This is a genomic window from Flavobacterium lotistagni, from assembly GCF_011392125.1.
Lineage (GTDB): Bacteria > Bacteroidota > Bacteroidia > Flavobacteriales > Flavobacteriaceae > Flavobacterium > Flavobacterium lotistagni.
In genome coordinates, this window is sequence record NZ_JAAJBU010000001.1 from 148,644 (window position 1) to 169,543 (window position 20,900).

19 protein-coding genes are annotated in these 20,900 nt (G+C 40.4%); 9 read left to right on the forward strand and 10 right to left on the reverse strand.

Annotated features, from left to right (window positions below):
* Positions 1-17 precede the first annotated feature (17 nt).
* Complete coding sequence (gene abc-f / locus G4D82_RS00615; protein ID WP_166333352.1) at positions 18-1,925, reverse strand: ribosomal protection-like ABC-F family protein; 1,908 nt, start codon at positions 1,923-1,925, stop codon at positions 18-20.
* 65 nt (positions 1,926-1,990) lie between these two features.
* Here abc-f and G4D82_RS00620 point away from each other — a divergent pair, with 65 nt between their 5' ends.
* A complete protein-coding gene (locus G4D82_RS00620; protein WP_166333353.1) occupies positions 1,991-2,371 on the forward strand; it encodes a DUF983 domain-containing protein in 381 nt (126 codons plus the stop codon).
* On the opposite strand, the gene G4D82_RS00625 is transcribed toward G4D82_RS00620, so the two are convergent.
* The 7 genes from G4D82_RS00625 to topA form a co-directional block, all read right to left on the reverse strand.
* A complete protein-coding gene (locus tag G4D82_RS00625; RefSeq protein ID WP_166333354.1) occupies positions 2,368-3,417 on the reverse strand; it encodes an NAD(P)/FAD-dependent oxidoreductase in 1,050 nt (349 codons plus the stop codon). The two genes, G4D82_RS00620 and G4D82_RS00625, sit on opposite strands and share 4 nt — an antisense overlap.
* A gap of 61 nt (positions 3,418-3,478) precedes the next feature.
* Positions 3,479-4,393 (reverse strand): type IX secretion system ring subunit PorN/GldN, encoded by a 915-nt coding sequence (gene porN, locus G4D82_RS00630; protein ID WP_166333356.1) that lies wholly within the window; start codon positions 4,391-4,393, stop codon positions 3,479-3,481.
* A gap of 49 nt (positions 4,394-4,442) precedes the next feature.
* Positions 4,443-5,996 carry a type IX secretion system motor protein PorM/GldM gene (gene porM, locus G4D82_RS00635; RefSeq protein ID WP_166333358.1) on the reverse strand — a complete coding sequence of 518 codons (1,554 nt, stop codon included), beginning with the start codon at positions 5,994-5,996 and terminating at the stop codon, positions 4,443-4,445.
* A 52-nt stretch (positions 5,997-6,048) separates the two neighbouring features.
* Positions 6,049-6,687, reverse strand: coding sequence for a type IX secretion system motor protein PorL/GldL (gene porL, locus G4D82_RS00640; RefSeq protein ID WP_166333361.1), 639 nt, complete (start codon positions 6,685-6,687; stop codon positions 6,049-6,051).
* A 54-nt stretch (positions 6,688-6,741) separates the two neighbouring features.
* On the reverse strand, positions 6,742-8,157 hold the full coding sequence (gene porK, locus G4D82_RS00645; RefSeq protein ID WP_166333363.1) for a T9SS ring complex lipoprotein PorK/GldK: 1,416 nt from the start codon (positions 8,155-8,157) through the stop codon (positions 6,742-6,744).
* Between the two features lie 254 nt (positions 8,158-8,411).
* Positions 8,412-9,557, reverse strand: a complete 1,146-nt coding sequence (locus G4D82_RS00650; RefSeq protein WP_166333365.1) for a formimidoylglutamase — start codon at positions 9,555-9,557, stop codon at positions 8,412-8,414.
* Positions 9,558-9,560: 3 nt separating this feature from the next.
* The gene (topA, locus tag G4D82_RS00655) at positions 9,561-12,065 is read right to left on the reverse strand and encodes a type I DNA topoisomerase (RefSeq protein WP_166333367.1); all 2,505 of its coding nucleotides are present in this window, start codon (positions 12,063-12,065) and stop codon (positions 9,561-9,563) included.
* A gap of 318 nt (positions 12,066-12,383) precedes the next feature.
* Between topA and miaB the strand changes: the two genes are divergently transcribed.
* From miaB to groL, 8 genes are all read left to right on the forward strand, one after another.
* Positions 12,384-13,838 carry a tRNA (N6-isopentenyl adenosine(37)-C2)-methylthiotransferase MiaB gene (gene miaB / locus G4D82_RS00660; RefSeq protein WP_166333370.1) on the forward strand — a complete coding sequence of 485 codons (1,455 nt, stop codon included), beginning with the start codon at positions 12,384-12,386 and terminating at the stop codon, positions 13,836-13,838.
* 80 nt (positions 13,839-13,918) lie between these two features.
* On the forward strand, positions 13,919-15,175 hold the full coding sequence (locus G4D82_RS00665) for a sigma-54 interaction domain-containing protein (RefSeq protein WP_166333372.1): 1,257 nt from the start codon (positions 13,919-13,921) through the stop codon (positions 15,173-15,175).
* A gap of 46 nt (positions 15,176-15,221) precedes the next feature.
* Positions 15,222-15,725: an LptE family protein gene (locus G4D82_RS00670; protein WP_166333374.1), complete on the forward strand. Its 504-nt coding sequence runs from the start codon at positions 15,222-15,224 to the stop codon at positions 15,723-15,725.
* A gap of 53 nt (positions 15,726-15,778) precedes the next feature.
* A complete protein-coding gene (locus G4D82_RS00675) occupies positions 15,779-16,825 on the forward strand; it encodes a tetratricopeptide repeat protein (protein ID WP_166333376.1) in 1,047 nt (348 codons plus the stop codon).
* Between the two features lie 5 nt (positions 16,826-16,830).
* A complete protein-coding gene (secG, locus tag G4D82_RS00680) occupies positions 16,831-17,220 on the forward strand; it encodes a preprotein translocase subunit SecG (protein ID WP_166333378.1) in 390 nt (129 codons plus the stop codon).
* A gap of 143 nt (positions 17,221-17,363) precedes the next feature.
* Positions 17,364-17,639, forward strand: a complete 276-nt coding sequence (locus tag G4D82_RS00685) for a co-chaperone GroES (protein ID WP_166333380.1) — start codon at positions 17,364-17,366, stop codon at positions 17,637-17,639.
* 30 nt (positions 17,640-17,669) lie between these two features.
* Positions 17,670-18,026, forward strand: a complete 357-nt coding sequence (locus G4D82_RS00690) for a four helix bundle protein (protein WP_166333382.1) — start codon at positions 17,670-17,672, stop codon at positions 18,024-18,026.
* Positions 18,027-18,072: 46 nt separating this feature from the next.
* A complete protein-coding gene (gene groL / locus G4D82_RS00695) occupies positions 18,073-19,707 on the forward strand; it encodes a chaperonin GroEL (protein ID WP_166333384.1) in 1,635 nt (544 codons plus the stop codon).
* Between the two features lie 60 nt (positions 19,708-19,767).
* On the opposite strand, the gene G4D82_RS00700 is transcribed toward groL, so the two are convergent.
* Positions 19,768-20,457 (reverse strand): DedA family protein, encoded by a 690-nt coding sequence (locus tag G4D82_RS00700; RefSeq protein ID WP_166333386.1) that lies wholly within the window; start codon positions 20,455-20,457, stop codon positions 19,768-19,770.
* 90 nt (positions 20,458-20,547) lie between these two features.
* Positions 20,548-20,892, reverse strand: coding sequence for a heavy-metal-associated domain-containing protein (locus G4D82_RS00705; RefSeq protein WP_166333388.1), 345 nt, complete (start codon positions 20,890-20,892; stop codon positions 20,548-20,550).
* Positions 20,893-20,900: the final 8 nt, after the last annotated feature.

The window sequence follows — 20,900 nt, forward strand, 5'->3', positions numbered from 1 at the left end:
GGGATCAGCTTCTAAAATTAAGCATTCTCAATCTCAAGCTGCACTTGTTCCCAATCTTCGAGGAGCTGGTCTAAATCTTTTTTCTTTTTGTTGTAGGCAATGAAAAATGCAGCGTCTTCGATATGTTTGTCGTAGTTGGAAGCCAGCGCCTTATCATCGTTCTGGATATCGATTTCGAGCTGCTTGATTTGGCTTTCGATTTTACTCAATCGGTTTTGCAAGGCTTTGTTTTTCTTTTGGTCTTCGTAGGAAACTTTGACCGCTTCTTTTGGCGCTTGTGTTTTGACAACCTCCTTTTTTTCGACTTCGCGCATGTTTTCTAGGTTGCGCTGCTCAAGGAAGAAGTTGATATCGCCGAGATATTCTTTGATTTTCTGGTTTTTGAATTCGTAAACGATGTTCGACATGCCTTGCAAAAAATCGCGGTCGTGAGAGACAATCAGCAAGGTACCTTCAAACTTCTGCAATGCCGCTTTGAGTACGTTTTTAGATTTGATATCGAGATGGTTCGTCGGCTCGTCCATTAGTAAAACGTTGATCGGTTGCAGCAACAATTTACACAAGGCCAAACGATTGCGCTCGCCTCCGGAAAGCACTTTCACTTTCTTCTCGACGTCGTCGCCACGGAACAAAAACGCCCCAAGCATGTCGCGCACCTTCATGCGGTTGCTGTCTGAAGCTGCACTTTCCATGGTTTCGAGCAAGGTGACTTCTCCGTCGAGGTATTCTGCTTGGTTCTGGGCAAAGTAGCCAACTTGAACGTTATGCCCAAGCTTGATTTGCCCTTCGTATTGAAACTCGTTAACTAAGGCTTTAATCAAAGTGGATTTGCCTTGGCCGTTTTGCCCAACAAAAGCGATCTTGCTGCCGCGCTCTACTAACAGGTTGATGTCTTTTAGAATAGTTTTATCGCCGTATTTTTTGGTGACGTGTTCTGCTTCGATAACAACTTTGCCCGGTACTTTGGAAAGCGGAAACGAAATGTTCATGACCGAATTGTCGTCTTCATCGACTTCAATGCGTTCTACTTTATCGAGCTTTTTGATGAGTGACTGCGCCATAGACGACTTGGTCGCACTGTAGCGGAAACGATCGATGAGCTTTTGTGTTTCCTCTATTTTCTTTTGCTGGTTTTTTTGCGTAGCGAGTTGTTTCTCGCGAAGTTCCTGACGCAGTTCGAGATATTGTGAATACGGTTTATTGAAATCGTAGGCTTTACCCAAGGAGATTTCTATGGTTCGGTTGGTAACGTTGTCCAGAAACATTTTATCGTGCGAGACAATCACTACCACGCCAGGATAATTGCGCAAAAAGTTCTCCAGCCAAATAATACTCTCGATATCGAGGTGGTTGGTTGGCTCGTCAAGTAGTAAAACGTCGTTATTTTGTAATAAGAGCTTGGCCAATTCAATACGCATACGCCAACCGCCGGAGAAAGTCTCGGTCAAATTATCGAATACTTCGCGTTTGAAACCTAGCCCAAGTAGGATTTTTTCGGTATCGCCCACGTAATTGTAGCCGCCCAACAATTCAAAACGGTGAGTGTAATCGGACAAGTCTTCTATAATTTGAGAATAGGCTTCACTCTCGTAATCGGTACGGCTGACCAATTGGTGATTGATGTCTTCGAGTTTCTTCTCGATGGCTTTAATCTCAGTAAAAGCTTGATAGGCTTCTTCAAGCACCGTTCGGCCATGTTCAAAATCGATATCTTGACGCAAGAAACCAATCCGAACGTCTTTCTCGGTGGCAATGCTTCCAGAATCTGGTGCGATATCTTTGGCTAAAATTTTCAACATCGTAGATTTCCCGGCTCCGTTTTTTCCGACCAATCCTACCCTATCGCCTGCTCCCATTCTGAAAGTGACTTCTTCAAACAAGTAGGTGCCTCCAAAGGAAACCGACAAATTGTGGATGTTTAGCATATCTTTATGAAGTTAAAATTCTTTAGCGCTACACAAAAGAATATCTTTGTGAAAATTTTTTGCAAATGTTAAAAAAAGGATCCAAACTAAATAGCATTTTAACAGGAACTTGCCCGCAGTGCCAGTCTGAAAATATGTATGTGAACGCCAACCCATATGCGCTAGACAAAGTGCTTAAAATGAATGAAAATTGCAGCCATTGCGGATTGAAATACCAGATTGAGCCTTCGTTTTTTTACGGCGCGATGTATGTAAGTTACGCGCTCAACGTGGCAGTAGGAATAGCAGCTTTTATTATTTCCTATCTTTTTATGGGGCTTTCTGTTAAAACCTCATTTGTGGTGATTATAGCTGTTTTGGTCATTTTTGCTCCAGTAGTGCTGAGGCTTTCCAGAAACATTTACATCAATATGTTTGTTTCGTATCAGTCAGAACTGAAAAACTAAAGCACTGCTTTCTCAAATCTTTTAATGTCTACTTCTGATGGTAAAGGTAAGCCAAATTCGATATGCTCATAAAGGTTTTTAGCCATCATTGGAGCCAACATCACACCGCGACTTCCAAGCCCGTTCAATACGTGAATGTTATTGTATTGCTGATGCGTTCCTAATAGCGGCTTTCGATCTATAACAGTAGGTCTGATACCAGCGACTTGATCAATCACTTCGAAATCGCAGTTAAGAATCTCCTTTACTTTGGAAATCAACTCTTCTCTCGCAAAAGCAGTGGGCTCAGTAGTTTTGTCTGCCCAATTGTATGTCGCTCCCACCTTGAACAATTCGTTGCCGATTGGCAAAATAAACACATTCGTGTTAACGATAACGTCAAGATTTAATTCTGGCGCTCTAATTAACAGCACTTCTCCTTTTGTGCCTTGCAGTGGTAAATGACAAAAAAACGGGTTTTGAAGCATACCAAATCCTTCAGTGAAAACAATATGTTTAGCTTTGATATCTTTATAAAATAGATGGTCGTTATGGATTTTCAAAACTGAATAATCAAAACTTTCGCTACGCAAAGCATCTATTTCTTTTAAGTATGCCTTGTAAGATGTTAGCAGAGGAATGATATCTAAAAAGCCGGTGCTTTTAACTTCACCATATCCAAATGATGCATCAATGCCATTGTATCGATCCCACCGCAATTGAGTCGACAAAAATGAAGAAAGAGAAGGTTGATCGGCTGCCAAAAACCAATTGTTTTGCTCTTCTACGGAAAAAAACTTCCGCAACATCGGCTTTCTGTGATTAAAAGTTTGTTGAAGTTTCGCCTGAATTAGCCCGTAGAAAATTTCGAGATAGGCAAGTTGTTGCGCAGCGTTCCAAACTGCGCTATATCTTTTTAATATGACAGGATTATACAAGCCAGCCGCCACTTGGGATGCAGGTGGTTTACCGTCATCAAACAAAATAACTTTCTTTCCGTTTTGCAGAGCAGTTTCTAAAAAGGTAACACCAGCCAAACCAGAGCCAACTACTATATAATCTATCATAGTTAAAAATAAAAACTCCCATCAAAATGACAGGAGTTTGTTTGTTTAAAATGAAACCCATTTAGTAGTTCCACATATCTTGTTCGAAATCACGAATCTTATCTTTGACACGTTCCGATTCTAACAGTTGCATTTGAGAATTCTCTTTCATGTATTCTGCTATCTGACGGTCACCATAAACGTTTTCTTCTTTATATATTACAGCATTGAAACGCCTCGAATTCAAAACATGATCGAAAGTAAATGGCATCGCAGAGTTCCTATCGTTGAAAGCTTTGGCCTCATGCAAAACATTTCTGATTGCAGGGAAATACACCCAAAACAACTCAATAACATCTGGATTTTCTGCTCCTATATCTCTGGCCTCAGGTGACACTGGACAAATTCCAAGCATACGGTATTTCAATTCACTTTGACGCTTGTCAAAATACCAATATCCTTTTATTTTGTATCCTGAGATATCTTGAGCTGTCAAATCTTTTGTATTGATAAATTGAGGATCTAGTATTTTTCTACCAGCCTTGTAATCATCATAATAGTTGTTAATCTCATCGATTCCAGCTTGGGTTGTATCTACATACTTAAAAGATGATTGCATATCCTTAAGGGTCTTTTTGGTGTTGAAATAATCATCAGCATAAACCTCAGTAATCTTACCCGATTTAATACCGTTTAACAACACACTAAACAAAGAACGTCTGTCTTTACCAATATTGGCAGTATCAATTGGATAATACAATGGAAAATTGATTCTTTCATCTAAATCGATTATTTCCCATACGGTTTTACCCATCAAGACATCTCTATCATGAACATAACCATAAGGCAGAGGCTTATCATTATCAGAAATCAATTGCGCAGGTGTTTTCTTGCCAATCTCGTCAGGGGTTTTAGCATTGAGCAAATTCGACTGAGCAGAAGCTGAAGTAGCTCCGGCAGCAAAAAGAATTACCAATAAACAATTTCTTAATTTCATCTTTCTATATTCTAAGTTACTAAGTAGGTACAACCAAAACTTAAATTAATTATTGTATTTCGTAAATAACTGGCGCACATTTACCAGTTTGAATATTAGCCGATACACCAACAATTTTAGTTTTAATATCGTAGATTGTAATTTGATCTCCTCTACCTGCTCTTGCCAAAGCAGCTTTACATTGACCATTAACTCTATCTCCGTTCACAATGATTGCAGCTTGTCCAGGAACTTTGAATGTAAACTGAGTTACTTGGAAATTAAGGTCATATAAGAAATCTGGCAACTTTGCCGAAATCTGTGAAACTTCAAGACGAGATTTAGCACCTTTGTCATTTCCAATTGTACCCCCAATAGCTCCTTGTGGGCCTGGGATGTTCTTGATTCTAAATGCTTTTTTATCTGACACTTTAGTTTTATCTGGCAATTCTCCGGTTACACTAACCGTAACTTCAGTCCCAGAACCTGGATTAAGGTTATATTGACCTGGTTTGGAGCCTCTGGTCATACCAGGAGCAGATGCCGTAACTTTGTTGTCAGGAATACCAGCAAACGATATAGTCATTGGGTTAGGTAAACCTCTGTAAACGACATTCATTTTATCTGCAGAAATATTAGCAGAATTAGGCCTTGGAACTACTACGTAATTACCTTTAATTGGGAGGCTTACCACTTTTCCGTTTTCGTCAAAATTGAATGAGCCATTAATTTCATGCTCACCAACTGCACCAGCTCCAAAAGAGAAATTAGCTTGACCGGCTTCAGCCTTAACGGAAGTACCATTAACGATTACTGATTTAGCAACAAGGTTTGGATCAAACTTACCTAAAATAATTTTTCCTTTAACTGCTTCTCCTTGGAAGAAAGCAGTTTTTTCAGGAACAACAATCGGCTGATAAGCTGTTAATGAAGCTGCTGCTACAAGGTCAGATTGGAACATACCGTTAATGATATCACTTTCTGTAGTTTTGATATCTGCTTGCAATTGAGACAACTTTGTTACAGTAGCAATTAAAGGGAAACCTTTGTAGTTGTACTCTAGCCATTCTATGTTTTTGTTTTCTGTTTTAGAGAAAACCGGTTTTGTTGAAAATCTATTCTCGATTTTTTTCATTTCAGCGTCAGCTATAGAGCTACCACCAATTTGCTTTAATTGCGCAACATAGGAAGCAATCTTATCTAAGAATTCTTTTCCTGCTTTTGAAGGCTTATCGCCTTGAAACCACTTCTCATCCACCTTGTCACCTTTGTCCATTTGCTCAAAAGGCAAATTACCATTAGCATCTTTCACAAGTTCTTTTGTGAAATTGTCTTTTGCGGATTCAATGTATTGATAAAAATCCTTTGAAAGGGCACGAATTTTCTCAACCTTCTCTTTTTTAGGGCCATATTGTAATGGTTGATCAGAGGCTTTTTGTGCCAACTGCTCAAATGAAGATTGGTTACGTGCGTCAGTGATTTTATTTGATTCTACAATTTTATTATTCAAAATACCGAAAGCCGATAAAACTTCTTTCGACATGTTTAATGCCAACATCGCGATGAAAACCAAATACATGAGGTTAATCATCTTCTGTCTAGGGGTTAATTTTCCTCCTGCCATTTTTTCTAATTAGTTTGTTTTGTTAATTAATATATTAAAAATGCAGTAGGCTTTAGTTCCCTCTGTTGTTGCTCATTGCAGAAAGCATACCTCCATAAACATTGTTCAAAGATGACAAGTTAGACGTTAAGGACTGCATCTGATCTTTTAATTTCAAATTGTTTTCAGCTACTTCGTTATTGATTTGAGCATTTCTAGAAGCGCTGTCCAATTGAATTTTGTATAAGCTATTCAAAGACTCCATTTGAGCAGCAGCAAGTGTTAATTCTTCACTATACTTTTTGGTAGCAGCAATTCCATCTGCAGCAGGAGAAATACCTTTTGCTGCTGATTCAAAATTTTTAATACTATTTCCTAGACTTGCCATCAATTCACCATCAATTTTTGCTTCTTTCAACATAGCGTCAAGTTTTTGAGAAAGCATACCTTGAGCATCTTTAGGCTCTTCTTTTTTCTCTTTTTTACGAGCTTCTCCACCCGCTAATTCAGGATATACTAATGACCAATCTAGTTCGTCGTCTGGTTTATCAAAAGCTGAAAGCCCAAAGATAAATGCTTCAGTACCCAATCCGATGATCAACATCGCGCTCGCACCTGGCCAGTGCATCAATTTAAAAAGAGCTCCGATGATTACTACTGCCGCTCCCATACCGTAAGCGAAATTCATTGCTTTTTTGCTTAATAATGCCATAATAAAAAAAAATTTAGTTAGTTAAGTTAAATTATAATAGTTGGTTAATATTAATTATCTTTTAGGCGCTTTACCTGTAGTAACTGTACCCATATAATCCTGAACTGTTCTGAATCCTATGTAGCTTCTTGCAGTATCGGCATATTCAAAATCACGGGTACTCACTTGTAGAAAATAAGCAACATCTTTCCATGATCCTCCACGAACCACTTTACGCATATTCTTGTTGTCAGGGACATTAGGGTTCATCGTAGACACATACTCATAAGCTCCCGCATCATAAGACGAATCTGTCCATTCAGCTACGTTACCCGCCATGTTGTATAGGTTATAACCATTAGGCTCAAACGATTTTGCTTCTACGGTGTATAGTGACTGATCCGCAGCATAATCCCCACGATTTGGTTTAAAATTAGCCAAGAAACAACCTCTATCGTTCTTCGTATAAGGACCTCCCCATGGATAAGTTCCTGATTCTAAACCTCCTCTAGCTGAATATTCCCACTCAGCCTCGGTTGGAAGACGGAAAGAGTTGGTCAAATCTCTTCCTTTTTTCTTCGACTTAATCCAAGTATTCTTTTTCAAAGTTCTCCAAGCACAAAATGCTTTTGCCTGTTTCCAATTTACACCAACCACTGGATATTCAGAGTAAGCTTGATGCCAAAGATAATCATTATGCATCGGCTCATTGTATGAATACGCAAAGTCTTTAATCCAAACAGTTGTATCTGGATAAACTTTAGTTTGTTCAGTTTTTATGAAGTCTTTTCTTTTTCCAGTCTTAGCCTTTGCAGCAGCCTGAATATCCATCCACGAATAACGAAACTTTAATTTATTTACATCAATAGTACGCAAACCATTGTAGGATTCAGCCACAGGTAAATACATAGTATCCATTACTTCAGTATAATATTCATCAGGATACTTTGAAGTATCTTTAATGAGTTTTACTTTTCTGTTAAGTTTTCTTCCCGCATACGGATCATCATCAGTACCCACACTGTAATAGTTTTCATACATGTATTTATCGTATGCAGTCATTTTAGCAGGATCAGCATCATTAAAAGCGAAATCAGAAATACTTCCGCCTTTTCCTCCTTTTCCACCTTTAGCACCAGCACCAGCAGTTCCTCCTCCACCAACTTCATCAGCCAAAATAGCCAAACGAACCCGAATGGTCGAGTCTTTCACCCACTCGACAAATTCTCTATACTCACTATTAGTTATTTCAGTTTCATCCATATAAAAAGAACGAACCGTTACGGTTTTCGTAGGCGCATCTTGAACATTCGCTAAATCATCATCGGATTTACCCATAATGAACGAACCTCCTGGAACCAAAGTCATTCCATATGGTTTTTCAGGATGCCATTTCTTTCCTTTAACGCCTACCAATTCACCTTTATCGCTCGAACCTCCACAGCTCGCCAACATAGCTAAAATTACTGAAAATGAAATGAATTTCTTCATATAAATTGGGGTTATGTATGTGTTCATAATTTAAGGGCGTAAACCTATTTATTATTTTTTAAAAAAGCAATTAATTGTTATTAAATTTTATTGCCTTGAAATGATAACACAAATTCACATTCCAAAAGTAGAATTAAATTTGATATCAAAAAAATATTTTATCGATAAAATGCAAAAAACAACGACAAAATGCGCTTTTTTGTATTAATAATAAAGAAAAATATTACAATTAGTTGATTTAAAAAGACTAACAACTATATAATATTCTTTCTTTGTGCTTTCCACCATCTTTCTGGCAGTTGTTGATTGCAAGCTGCCAGGTATTCCTCATGTGAACAGGGTAACAACGTGCTTTTCTTTAATTTATTATTAGACGAGGAAACAAAAGGGATTTCAATCCACCAGCGTTCAGTTCTATTGCTCTTGTAAAACACTAGCTCATCATCCTCTAGGGGTATAATGTACTTTAAATAATGCTCTTTACTTCCAAAAGGATATTCATTAGACCTGTAATGAAAACCTTCAATAAAATACCAAACAATTTGCGCTATTAAAACTGCCTCTTGACTCAAACCCTCATGATTGAAAACTCCAAAAAGGGAAACTTTGTCGCTAATTCCTGAATACCTAGCCAATGCGCAAATTTCTTTTCCATTAAAACCGTTTGGAGTAAAAGTAATGAAATTTCCTGAATCTGAAGACTTTACACTATGCAAATCCAAACTCACAATATCTGCATCGCGAAAAACCGGTTCCGTTATCGAAATAGAATGTGTTGCATCGCCCAATCTATACGCATCGAAAAACAACTTTTCAATAAGATCAATTTCTTCCTGAGAATTATAATATGTTTGAAACCCCACATTGCTAAAATTGAACAAGTTGTTAGGCTCGTCAAGTACAATTCTGGTTAAATAAGATGAGGCTGAAATCGGATCGCTTTCCTTTCCAAAATCAAACTTACTATCAATGGCAACCAAATTCACCATTTGTTCAAGATTGTCATAAGCCCGATAAAGCGCATAGGTCAAATCTTGTGAACCACCAATAATTATAGGTATGATTTTTCTTTTAATTAAAGAAGAAACGGTCATTTGCAGCGCAAAATAAGTGTCACTTTTAGTATTCCCTGGTAATATGTCGCCTAAATCAGCTATGGAACTTTCCCAGTTACCCGGAAACAGCGAGTATAAAGCCTCCCGAAAATGACTCAAATCAATTTCAAGATCATTCAAACCACGATTATCGCAGACTCCAATAATTGCAATTTTAATTCTTTCCATATCCGGAAAATCTTCCTGTGTATGAAAAGTCACTTTACTTCCAAGTTGTTGCGAAGACAATTCCTTAAGAAAACTTTGCAATTCAAGCGATACTGGTTGCAGAAAATTAAACTCCATCAACTATTTCTTTTTACTGTTTGAAGTTTTCTTGGGTGCCGCTTTTTTGGCGGTAGCTTTTTTTGCCGGCGCCTTCTCATCTATAAGTTCTTGCACTTGCGCCAGAGTAAGCTTTGAAGCGTCGACTTCTTTGCCCAATTCGATTTTTATTTTTCCTTGCGTAATAACCGATCTGCCCCAACGCGCTTTCTCCACCACGATGCCTTCCGACTTCCATTCGTGAATCACTTTATCGAGGTCTTTTTGCAATTTATCCTCAATCAATGCCGCCACATCTTGAGCAGATAAGTTGTCAAAGTTGTATTTTTTACTTACGTTAATAAAAAGCCCATTCCATTTAATAAAAGGTCCAAAACGCCCTACGCCTTTTTGCACATCTATTCCTTTATATGTTGCAATCGGAGCATCTGCCTTCAACTTCTGGTTAATAATTTCCTGGGCAAATTCCATCGAGACATCCAGTGGATCTTTTCCTTTGGGGAGCGAGATAAATTGGCTGCCAAATCTAACATAAGGTCCGAAGCGGCCATTGTTGACCTCTATTTCTTCACCTTTATAAATGCCGAGTTGTTTCGGAAGTAAGAACAAATTCAACACTTCTTCTAAAGTCACATTACCAATATTTTGATCGGATCTTAAACTCGCAAATAATTTATCATTGTCTTCCGCTTCTCCGATTTGAGCCATTGGACCAAATTTACCCAATCGCACACTAACCTGACGTCCGGTTTTCGGGTCGGTTCCCAATATACGCTCACCACTTTCGCGCTCTGCATTGGCTTCTACTTCGGTCACATTCGGATGGAATTGATTGTAGAAATCCTGCATCATGCGCTCCCAATTGACGTTTCCTTCGGCAATTTCATCGAAGTCTTGCTCTACTTTTGCGGTAAAATTATAATCGAGAATCGTTTCAAAATTCTTTACCAAAAAGTCAGTCACGATGGTACCAATATCTGTAGGCACAAGCTTTCCTTTATCAGAACCTGTATTTTCTTTTAGTTGCTGTCGATTGATTGTTCCGTCTTTGAGCAACAACTGCACATAATTTCTTTCCTGGCCTTCGAGATTACCTTTCTCTACATAGTTTCTGTTGATAATCGTAGAGATAGTAGGCGCATAAGTCGACGGACGGCCAATCCCCAATTCTTCGAGTTTCTTCACCAGGGCTGCTTCTGTGTAACGTGCTGCTGGCCTTGTGTATCGTTCAGTAGCCGTAATCGAATTATTGAGCAACTTCTCATTAATTTTCATTGCCGGCAGCATACCTTCTTGTTCTTCATCGTCATCGTCATTGCCTTCGAGATATACTTTCAGGAATCCTTCAAAAAGCAATACTTCTCCCGACGCCACAAATGCCTCATTGTGATTGTTTGCTTCGATTCTCACGTTGGTTCGTTCCAGTTCAGCATCACTCATTTGAGATGCCAAGGTACGTTTCCAGATTAGGTCATACAACCGAGATTGATCACGATCTATGTTCACTGAATGTCTAGACATATCCGTTGGGCGAATAGCTTCGTGGGCTTCCTGTGCGCCTTTACTTTTAGTAGCAAAAGCCCGCGGTTTAGAGAACTCCTTACCATAAGATTTGATGATTTCTGCTTGGGCTGCCTCCATCGCATCCTTAGAAAGGTTTACGCTATCGGTTCTCATATAGGTAATAAGTCCGGCTTCATACAAGCGCTGGGCGAGTTGCATGGTAATTCCTACCGGTAAATAAAGCTTTCTGGCCGCTTCTTGCTGAAGGGTTGATGTGGTAAAAGGTGCCGCCGGTGATTTTTTGGCGGGTTTGGTTTCGATGTCCGATACTTCATAGGATGAGCCGATGTTCTGCTGCAAGAAATCTTCGGCTTCTTTCTGGGTACTGAAATTCTTTGGCAGTTTGGCTTTTACAGACTTTCCGGTTTCGGTAGTGAACTCTGCGCTAACCGAAAAACTGGCTACCGGCTTGAAATTTTGTATTTCTCTTTCGCGCTCCACAATCAATCTTACCGCGACCGATTGTACACGACCGGCCGACAAACCACCTTTGACTTTGCGCCATAAAACTGGTGATAATTCGTAACCGACCAAACGGTCAAGCACGCGGCGGGCTTGTTGGGCGTTGACTAAATTATAATCAATTTCGCGTGGGTTTTCTATGGCTTTTAAAATGGCTGATTTGGTGATTTCGTGAAAAACAATCCGTTTGGTTTTGTTCTTATCGAGTTTCAGTTCTTCAGCCAAATGCCAGGAAATGGCTTCTCCTTCACGGTCTTCATCGGAAGCGAGCCAAACCATATCGGCATTTTTTGACAAAGTCTTGAGTTTGGTAACCAGCGCTTTTTTATCGGACGACACTTCGTATTTCGGTTTAAAGCCATTGGCTACATCCACACCGATTTCTTTTGAAGGAAGGTCGGCAATGTGCCCATAACTGGACTCCACCTGATAATCACTTCCGAGAAATTTTTCGATTGTTTTTGCCTTCGCCGGCGACTCCACGATCACTAAATTCTTTGCCATATTGCTGTGGTTTGGTGCCGCAAAAGTATCTAAATTTTTTAAATATCGTCTTTTCGACCGAAATTTTGGGTATTTCACCGAGATTTGCCATTAGAATCTGCAGCCCAAGCCCTGACTCAAATTGAATTCAATACAATATTCAATGATGTTACGGTCACCCTAGCCCTGATGGAAGTGGAAAGCCCGCAGCTCAGCGAGGACTTGCAGCGTACAGCAGGTTCCCGGCTCCTAAAAATTAACAACCGCTACCGCTGACATCTTGTCATATTTTTACCTATTTGTCTTATATTTGCAGTTCGAAATTGCACAATCAAAAACATGGAAAAGACAATCGAAGAAAGCAAACAAGGAGAAAGCCTCACCCTAGAACACAAACCGCAGAACACCAAGAAATTGTTTATTGAAAGCTACGGCTGTTCGATGAATTTCTCTGACAGCGAAATCGTGGCTTCGATTCTTTCTGAGAATGGTTTCAACACCACGCAAATACTTGAAGAAGCGGATTTGGTTTTGGTAAACACCTGTTCCATTCGAGACAAAGCCGAACAAACCGTTCGCAAACGCCTAGAAAAATATAACGCCGTGAAGCGCGAAGTGAACCCGAAAATGAAAGTCGGGGTTTTGGGTTGTATGGCAGAACGCCTCAAAGAACAATTTCTGGAACAAGAGAAAATAGTCGATTTGGTTGTCGGGCCAGATGCTTACAAAGATTTGCCAAACTTATTGGCAGAAGTCGAAGAAGGCAGAGATGCTATCAATGTAATTTTGTCTAAAGAAGAAACTTATGGCGATATCTCACCGGTCAGGCTCATGACCAACGGGGTTTCTGCACTGGTTTCCATTACGCGCGGTTGCGATAATATGTGTACTTTCTGCGTAGTGCCTTTTACTCGCGGACGGGAACGCAGCCGAGAACCGCAAAGTATCATGAACGAAATTCAAGATCTCTGGAACAAAGGCTATAAAGAAATCACGCTCTTGGGTCAGAATGTTGACAGCTATTTATGGTACGGTGGCGGGCTCAAGAAAGATTTCGACAAAGCCTCTGAAATGCAAAAAGCCACGGCCGTAGATTTCGACCAGTTGCTCGATATGGTGGCGACGGCTTTCCCGAAGATGCGCATTCGTTTCTCGACCTCGAACCCGCAAGACATGCATTTGAGTGTCTTGGAAGTGATTGCCAAACATCCGAACATTTGCAACCATATTCATTTACCGGTACAGTCGGGCAGCAATAGAATTTTGAAAGAAATGAATAGGCTCCATACCCGGGAAGAATATATGACACTGATTGACAACATCCGTCGGATCATTCCCGAATGTGGCATTACCCAAGACATGATTGCAGGTTTTCCGACTGAAACCGAAGCCGACCACCAAGACAGTTTGAGCTTAATGGAATACGTGAAATACGATTTTGGTTATATGTATGCCTATTCGGAAAGACCGGGAACTTTGGCCGGAAGGAAAATGAAAGACGACGTGCCTGAAGAAACCAAGCTACGCCGTTTGCAGGAAATTGTCGCTTTGCAACGCGAGCACAGTGCTTTTCGGACCGCTCAATTTGTGGGTAAAACCGTCGAAGTGCTGATTGAAAAAGAATCTAAAAGATCAGAAAATGATTGGTCTGGACGCAATTCTCAAAACCTGACGGTCGTTTTCCCGAAAGAACAATATAATATAGGTGAATTCGTAAATGTCGAAATCACTTCCTGTACCAGCGGCACTTTAATAGGAAAAGCTGTTGGCTATTCAGAAATGAACGTAAAATAATTAACAGAAATAATGAATGATTGATATTGGGTACAACCTCTTAATTATTAATTATTCATTGTTCATTATTCATTGAAAACATGGAAAGTGTACAAGCCATCAAGCAACGTTTCGAGATTATCGGCAACGACCCGAAACTCAACCGTGCGATAGAAAAAGCGATTCAAGTGGCCCCGACTGACATTACCGTTTTAGTAGCCGGGGAAAGTGGCGTAGGAAAAGAAAGCATTCCAAAAATCATCCATTCCTTATCGCATCGCAAACACGGAAAATACATCGCCGTGAACTGCGGAGCAATTCCTGAAGGCACCATAGACAGTGAACTTTTCGGCCATGAAAAAGGCGCTTTTACCGGAGCGACCAATACGCGAGAAGGTTATTTTGAAGTAGCCGACGGCGGAACGATTTTCTTAGACGAAGTAGGCGAACTGCCACTGACCACGCAAGTCCGTTTGCTTCGGGTATTGGAAAACGGGGAATTCATCAAAGTAGGTTCGTCGCAAGTACAGAAAACCAATGTTAGGATTGTTGCGGCCACCAACGTGAATCTGCAAGATGCGATTGAAAAAGGAAAATTCCGCGAAGATCTTTATTACCGATTGAGTACAGTTGACATTCAGCTTCCGCCGTTGCGCGACCGAAAAGATGACATTCATTTATTGTTCAGAAAATTCGCTTCAGACTTTGCGCACAAATACAAAATGCCACCACTCAGACTTGACGAACAGGCCGTTCAGGTGTTGCAAAAATACCGTTGGAGCGGGAACATCCGACAGTTACGTAACATGGCCGAGCAGCTATCAGTATTAGAAACCAATCGCGATATTTCAGGTGCAACCCTTCAATCTTACTTGCCGAGCGAAGGCAGCAATTTGCCACTAGTGATTAAAAACGAAAAATCCGAAAGCGATTTCAGTACCGAGCGCGATATATTATATAAGGTATTGTTTGACATGCGAAGCGATTTGAACGATTTGAAAAAACTCACGCTCGAGCTCATGAAAAACGGAGGCGGAAAAATGCAAGACATCAACCCGAATTTGATTCAGAAAATTTACGGTTCGAGTCATAGCGAAGATGAAATTTCGTTTGAGGAAACACCGAGAACTTCGGTGATTCCGTCTACAAGTAAGCCTGTGGTTTTTGAATCCAACGATGACCATTTTCAATTTGCCGAAACCGTTGAGGAAGAAGAAAACCTCAAACTCGAGCAAAAAGAAATTGAGATGATTAAAAAATCACTCGAGAAAAACAAAGGGAAACGAAAAGCCGCCGCCGACGAACTGGGCATTTCAGAAAGAACTTTGTACCGCAAAATCAAACAGTTTGATTTATAATCCGACTTAGCCCGAATTTAAATATCTTTGGCTTTTTAATTTTGAAATGAAACACCTCAAATATCTTTTACTGCTTGCCATCGCTTTCTCCGTTAACAGCTGTTCGGTTTACAACTTTACCGGTACCGGAAAGATCGATGCCAAAACTTTTCAGGTGAATTATTTCCAGAACAATGCGCCGCTGGTAGAACCCGGAATTGAGCGCACTTTTACACAAAGATTGCAAAACCTGATACAGAACCAAACCAACTTGAATCTGGTTAACACCAATGGCGATTTGCTTTACGAAGGCGAAATCATCGATTACAGAATTAGCCCGACTACCGCTACCGCAGATCAATTGGCTGCCGAAAGCCGATTATCGATTACAGTCAACGTCCGGTTTTCTAATAAAAACAAAGAAACAGACAACTTCGAGAAGAAATTCAGTTTTTTCTATAATTTTCCCGGTACCGAACAATTGGTTGGCTCTAGGCTGACAGCGGCACTCGACGAAATTTTCGAAAGAATTACCCAAGATATTTTTAATGAATCACTGGCGAAGTGGTAAATGAAAAAATTCGTTTCTTTGCCTTACCTTAATATAGTGTGCTGATTAGCTTTATGAATGTAACCGAATATACTCACCTGCTCAACAAGCCCGAAACGGTCCAGGAAAAACAGACCGAGGCGCTCGAGAAAATCGTGCAGGAGTTTCCGTACTTTCAAAGCGCGCGGGCCTTGTACCTTAAAGGTTTGTATAATCAGAACAGTTTTAAATACAATTATGCGCTAAAAATTGCAGCGGCGCATACTACTGATAGAAGTGTGCTGTTCGATTTTATCACTTCGGATACTTTCACGACCATCAACAAAGAATTGTTCGATAAGAACGAAGCGGAATTGCTCAACATTCAGGTAGATGACAGCGAAATAGTCGATGCAAACCAGGAAATACCGGCTAGAACGGATTACGCCGAAGAACCGCAACTCGAAATCCGTGAGAATACAATAGAACAATCATTATTGTCTTCGATTAAAGAAGCAGAAATCCCAACGGTAGAACTGGAAGTTTCAAAAATCACCATTGACGATTTTGTGCAAGCGCCCGAGGAAACTCAAAACAAAGAACCAGAACCTGCTGAAATTGCCGATGAAATAGAAGATACCGTAATTAAAGAAGCGGTTTCGGAACCGGCACCTGAGGCAACTCCGGAAGCCATCTCAGCCGAAGAAAAACTCGATTTGGGCAAACCCCTTGAATTTTCAGCAGGCGAACGGCACTCTTTTCAAGAATGGCTACAGCTTTCAAAATTGAAGCCGATTGAGCGTGAAAACCCGCCTACTACAACTCAAGAACCAACACCTACTTCAGAAGCCCACTTCGAGAAGCAAAAAAAAAACGTCTTGATTGACCGTTTCATAGAGGCCAACCCAAAGATTCCGCCAATTAAGAAAGACGCCGAGATTCCGGCTGTTTTTTACGAACCGAGTTTTGCCGATAGTTCTTCGCTGATGACCGAGACTTTGGCCCGGGTTTACCTCGAACAGAAAAAATATCAGAAAGCGATTCAGGCCTATGAAATTTTAATTTTGAAATATCCGGAAAAAAGTTCTTTCTTTGCAGACCGAATTTTGGATATCAAAAATTTACAACAAAATAACAAATAATAGCAATGAGCACATTTTCAATTTTTTTAGTCTTGATCACCATAGTTTGTTTTCTATTGATCATCGTTGTCATGGTACAAAATCCTAAAGGCGGCGGCTTGTCTTCTTCTTTGGGTGGATCGCAAATGATTGGCGGCGTTCAAAAAACAACAGACTTTTTAGATAAAAGCACCTGGACTTTAGCCACCATTTTAATTGTCTTGATTATGCTTTCGAGCTTAAGCTTTAATGGAGCTATGAGTGACAACGAATCGAAAATCATTGACCAAACTGAAACTGCGGCTCCAAAAGCAGCTACTCCTGCACCTGCTAAAACTGAAGCTCCTGCAACTGAGGCTGCACCTACAACGGAAGCACCTGCTACTGAAGCACCTGCAACGCCAGCTACAAAATAATTATCCGTATCGATAAATACAAGAAGTGCCAGCTTGACAATGCTGGCATTTTTTTTAGGTAAAATTGTCAGTTTTTCGCTGTCGGCACAATTTCTGAAAACCGGCGGTGCGTTAAAAAAATAATCTTAAAAAATATTTGAATTATGGCATTACAAATCCAACCGCTCGCAGACCGAGTACTCATCGAGCCTGTAGCCGCTGAAACCCAAACCGCTTCGGGTATCTTTATTCCTGACACCGCGAAAGAAAAACCGCAAAAAGGAACTGTCGTTGCTGTAGGCAAAGGCACTAAAGACCATGCAATGACCGTAAAAATCGGGGACACCGTACTCTACGGAAAATACGCAGGCACCGAACTCAAACTCGAAGGAAAAGATTACTTAATGATGAGAGAAGACGATATTCTCGCTATTGTATAGCACCAAGCTTTAAGCCAAAAGCAAGAAGCAATGAGAGATTTCAAAAAATATGATATTTGGCAGTTAAGTCATTCCTTCACGTTAGAGATTTATAAAATCTCAGCAAATTTTCCAAAAGAAGAGTTGCACGGCTTATCGAGCCAAATTCGTAGAGCAGCTACTTCAATTCCGACTAATATAAGCGAAGGCTGCGGAAGAAGTAGCGATAAAGAATTCAATCAATTTCTCAATATTGCTATTGGTTCATCTAATGAAGTTGAATACTTATTGATTCTTTCAAAAGATTTAAACTACATCAACATTGAAGTATTTGAATCTCTCGGAAAAGACATCAATCAAATCAAAAGCAAAATATATAAACTAAAACAAATACTTAATCTGCAGTAGCATGAAGCAAAATCGCTTAAAGCCTACTGCCTAAAGCAAAAAAAATATGGCAAAAGATATTAAATTTGACATCGAAGCCCGCGACGGACTCAAGCGCGGCGTTGACGCATTAGCCAATGCAGTAAAAGTAACTTTAGGCCCAAAAGGCCGCAACGTGATTATCGGAAAATCTTTCGGCGGACCGAACGTGACCAAAGACGGAGTTACCGTTGCGAAAGAAATCGAGCTGCAAGATCCGTTGGAAAATATGGGCGCCCAGATGGTGAAGGAAGTCGCTTCCAAAACTAATGATTTGGCCGGAGACGGAACCACAACCGCCACCGTTTTAGCCCAAGCTATCGTAAAAGAAGGTTTGAAAAACGTTGCCGCCGGTGCCAATCCAATGGATTTGAAACGCGGTATCGATAAAGCCGTTGAAGCCATTGTGGCCGATTTATCAAAACAAGCCAAAGTAGTCGGTAGCAGCTCTGAGAAAATCAAACAAATTGCTGCAATTTCTGCCAACAACGACGAAGTTATCGGAGAATTGATTGCCAATGCTTTCTCGAAAGTCGGAAAAGAAGGTGTAATTACTGTCGAAGAAGCAAAAGGAACCGAAACCTACGTAGATGTGGTGGAAGGTATGCAGTTCGACCGCGGTTATTTGTCACCGTATTTCGTGACCAACGCCGAAAAAATGGAGGCTGAACTAGACAATCCGTACATTTTATTGTATGACAAAAAAGTCTCTTCACTTAAAGAATTATTACCAGTTTTAGAACCGGTAGCCCAATCTGGAAAACCGTTATTGATTATCGCTGAAGATGTCGATGGTGAAGCGTTGTCAACTTTAGTCGTCAACAAATTGCGTGGTGCGCTTAAAATTGCTGCTGTGAAAGCTCCTGGTTTTGGCGACCGAAGAAAAGCAATGCTCGAAGATATTGCCATCTTAACTGGTGGAACTGTCATCTCTGAAGAAAGAGGTTATACTCTAGAAAACACAACTATTGACATGCTCGGTTCGGCCAAGCGCGTGAACATTGACAAAGACAATACAACTGTGGTAAGCGGTGCCGGTGATGCCAATATGATTAAAAACCGCGTGAACCAAATCAAAGGCCAAATGGAAGCGACGACTTCTGATTACGATAGAGAAAAATTGCAGGAACGTTTGGCAAAACTAGCTGGCGGTGTTGCAGTTTTATATGTCGGAGCAGCTTCAGAAGTTGAAATGAAAGAGAAAAAAGACCGCGTAGACGATGCGTTACATGCAACTCGTGCCGCGGTTGAAGAAGGAATCGTGGCCGGTGGTGGTGTGGCATTGCTTCGTGCAAAAAGCGTCTTGAAAAACGTGAAAGCTGACAACGCCGATGAAACTACCGGAATTCAGATCGTATCGCGCGCGATTGAAGCTCCGCTGAGAACGATTGTTGAAAACGCAGGACTTGAAGGTTCTGTGGTGGTTGCAAAAGTATCAGAAGGCAAAAACGACTTCGGTTACAACGCGAAAACCGACCAATACGTAGACATGCTCAAAGCCGGAATCATCGATCCTAAAAAAGTAACCCGTGTGGCTTTAGAGAACGCGGCTTCGGTATCGGGTATGATTCTTACTACCGAATGCGCTTTGGTCGATATTAAAGAAGACAATGCTGCTGGCGGCGGAATGCCAATGGGCGGCGGAATGCCGGGAATGATGTAATATCCCAAATTCATTAAAACAAAAAATCCGTCAGGTAATTAACTTGACGGATTTTTTATTTTACACTTGATCGGATGGCTTGACGGTTCGCTTCTTCAGTAGCTTCATCAACACCGGAAAGGTCGAAATAAAAATGATTCCGATGACAATCCATTCGATGTGCTCTTTTAAGTCAATACCACGCTCTAAGAAGAATCCGTAAAGATAATGCCCGGAAAAAATCAGAATGAACGACCATAAAAACGAACTCAGAATGTTGAAGAACATAAATCGTTTTTTATCCATCGACACGATTCCGGCCACAATCGGGGCAAAGGTTCTGAAAATTGGTAAAAATCTGGCGAATATAATCGCTTTCCCTCCATACTTCTCAAAGAAATCCTTTGACTGCAACAGGTATTTTTTCTTGAACCAAAAAGTGTCCTCTTTCTTAAATAGATAATAACCGCTTTTGGCTCCAAACCAGTAGCCCATCATATTGCCAAACACTCCGGATATGGCTACCAACACAGACAAAAGCGTCACATTGACAAAATCAGCGGGAATATTTACTACGTTCTGAATCAAATCGCGGCTGTAAATTCCGGCTAAAAAAAGCAAACTATCTCCGGGAAGAAAAAAACCGGCGAACAAACCCGTTTCGGCAAATACAATAAACAAGACAATATACAAACCGAGTTGGATGCCGGCGATTTCAAAAGTGATGTAAAATTCCGGATTCAAGAGCTGCGTCCACTCAAAATTGTTCATAAAGGCTGGTTATTGGTTGAGCCCGTGAAAGTAATAATAATTTAATTTAACCGCAATTTATCGGTGTTTTTTAAAATTAAGTTAACGCTTTTATGGCTTTCTTTCATAAAGACAGCAACTGTGGAGCTTTTCATACACCGCATCTTCTGCTTTGATTTCGTCCGTATCATGACCGACCTTAGCAATGGCTTTTTTAACTTCGACTACTGAAGTCTTTTCCTCATTAAGGATTACACTCAACTCATGTGACTCTAGATTCCAAATGGCCGACTTTACTCCAGCAACGCTGAAGGCAGCTTTTTCAATTCGTTTTTTACATTGTTCGCAATTGCCATTGACCTCAAAAGTGTATTTGGCATTTTTATTTTTTTTCTCTTGTGCCGGCATCGAAATTCCGAAGCCAATCAGGCACAAAACCATGATGATATTTTTCATTGTCGTTT

Excerpts from the sequence above, each read along its gene's own strand:
- abc-f (WP_166333352.1), bottom strand. The coding sequence starts at position 1,925 with ATGCTAAACATCCACAATTTGTCGGTTTCCTTTGGAGGCACCTACTTG.
- G4D82_RS00620 (WP_166333353.1), top strand. The coding sequence starts at position 1,991 with ATGTTAAAAAAAGGATCCAAACTAAATAGCATTTTAACAGGAACTTGC.
- G4D82_RS00625 (WP_166333354.1), bottom strand. The coding sequence starts at position 3,417 with ATGATAGATTATATAGTAGTTGGCTCTGGTTTGGCTGGTGTTACCTTT.
- porN (WP_166333356.1), bottom strand. The coding sequence starts at position 4,393 with ATGAAATTAAGAAATTGTTTATTGGTAATTCTTTTTGCTGCCGGAGCT.
- porM (WP_166333358.1), bottom strand. The coding sequence starts at position 5,996 with ATGGCAGGAGGAAAATTAACCCCTAGACAGAAGATGATTAACCTCATG.
- porL (WP_166333361.1), bottom strand. The coding sequence starts at position 6,687 with ATGGCATTATTAAGCAAAAAAGCAATGAATTTCGCTTACGGTATGGGA.
- porK (WP_166333363.1), bottom strand. The coding sequence starts at position 8,157 with ATGAAGAAATTCATTTCATTTTCAGTAATTTTAGCTATGTTGGCGAGC.
- G4D82_RS00650 (WP_166333365.1), bottom strand. The coding sequence starts at position 9,557 with ATGGAGTTTAATTTTCTGCAACCAGTATCGCTTGAATTGCAAAGTTTT.
- topA (WP_166333367.1), bottom strand. The coding sequence starts at position 12,065 with ATGGCAAAGAATTTAGTGATCGTGGAGTCGCCGGCGAAGGCAAAAACA.
- miaB (WP_166333370.1), top strand. The coding sequence starts at position 12,384 with ATGGAAAAGACAATCGAAGAAAGCAAACAAGGAGAAAGCCTCACCCTA.
- G4D82_RS00665 (WP_166333372.1), top strand. The coding sequence starts at position 13,919 with ATGGAAAGTGTACAAGCCATCAAGCAACGTTTCGAGATTATCGGCAAC.
- G4D82_RS00670 (WP_166333374.1), top strand. The coding sequence starts at position 15,222 with ATGAAACACCTCAAATATCTTTTACTGCTTGCCATCGCTTTCTCCGTT.
- G4D82_RS00675 (WP_166333376.1), top strand. The coding sequence starts at position 15,779 with ATGAATGTAACCGAATATACTCACCTGCTCAACAAGCCCGAAACGGTC.
- secG (WP_166333378.1), top strand. The coding sequence starts at position 16,831 with ATGAGCACATTTTCAATTTTTTTAGTCTTGATCACCATAGTTTGTTTT.
- G4D82_RS00685 (WP_166333380.1), top strand. The coding sequence starts at position 17,364 with ATGGCATTACAAATCCAACCGCTCGCAGACCGAGTACTCATCGAGCCT.
- G4D82_RS00690 (WP_166333382.1), top strand. The coding sequence starts at position 17,670 with ATGAGAGATTTCAAAAAATATGATATTTGGCAGTTAAGTCATTCCTTC.
- groL (WP_166333384.1), top strand. The coding sequence starts at position 18,073 with ATGGCAAAAGATATTAAATTTGACATCGAAGCCCGCGACGGACTCAAG.
- G4D82_RS00700 (WP_166333386.1), bottom strand. The coding sequence starts at position 20,457 with ATGAACAATTTTGAGTGGACGCAGCTCTTGAATCCGGAATTTTACATC.
- G4D82_RS00705 (WP_166333388.1), bottom strand. The coding sequence starts at position 20,892 with ATGAAAAATATCATCATGGTTTTGTGCCTGATTGGCTTCGGAATTTCG.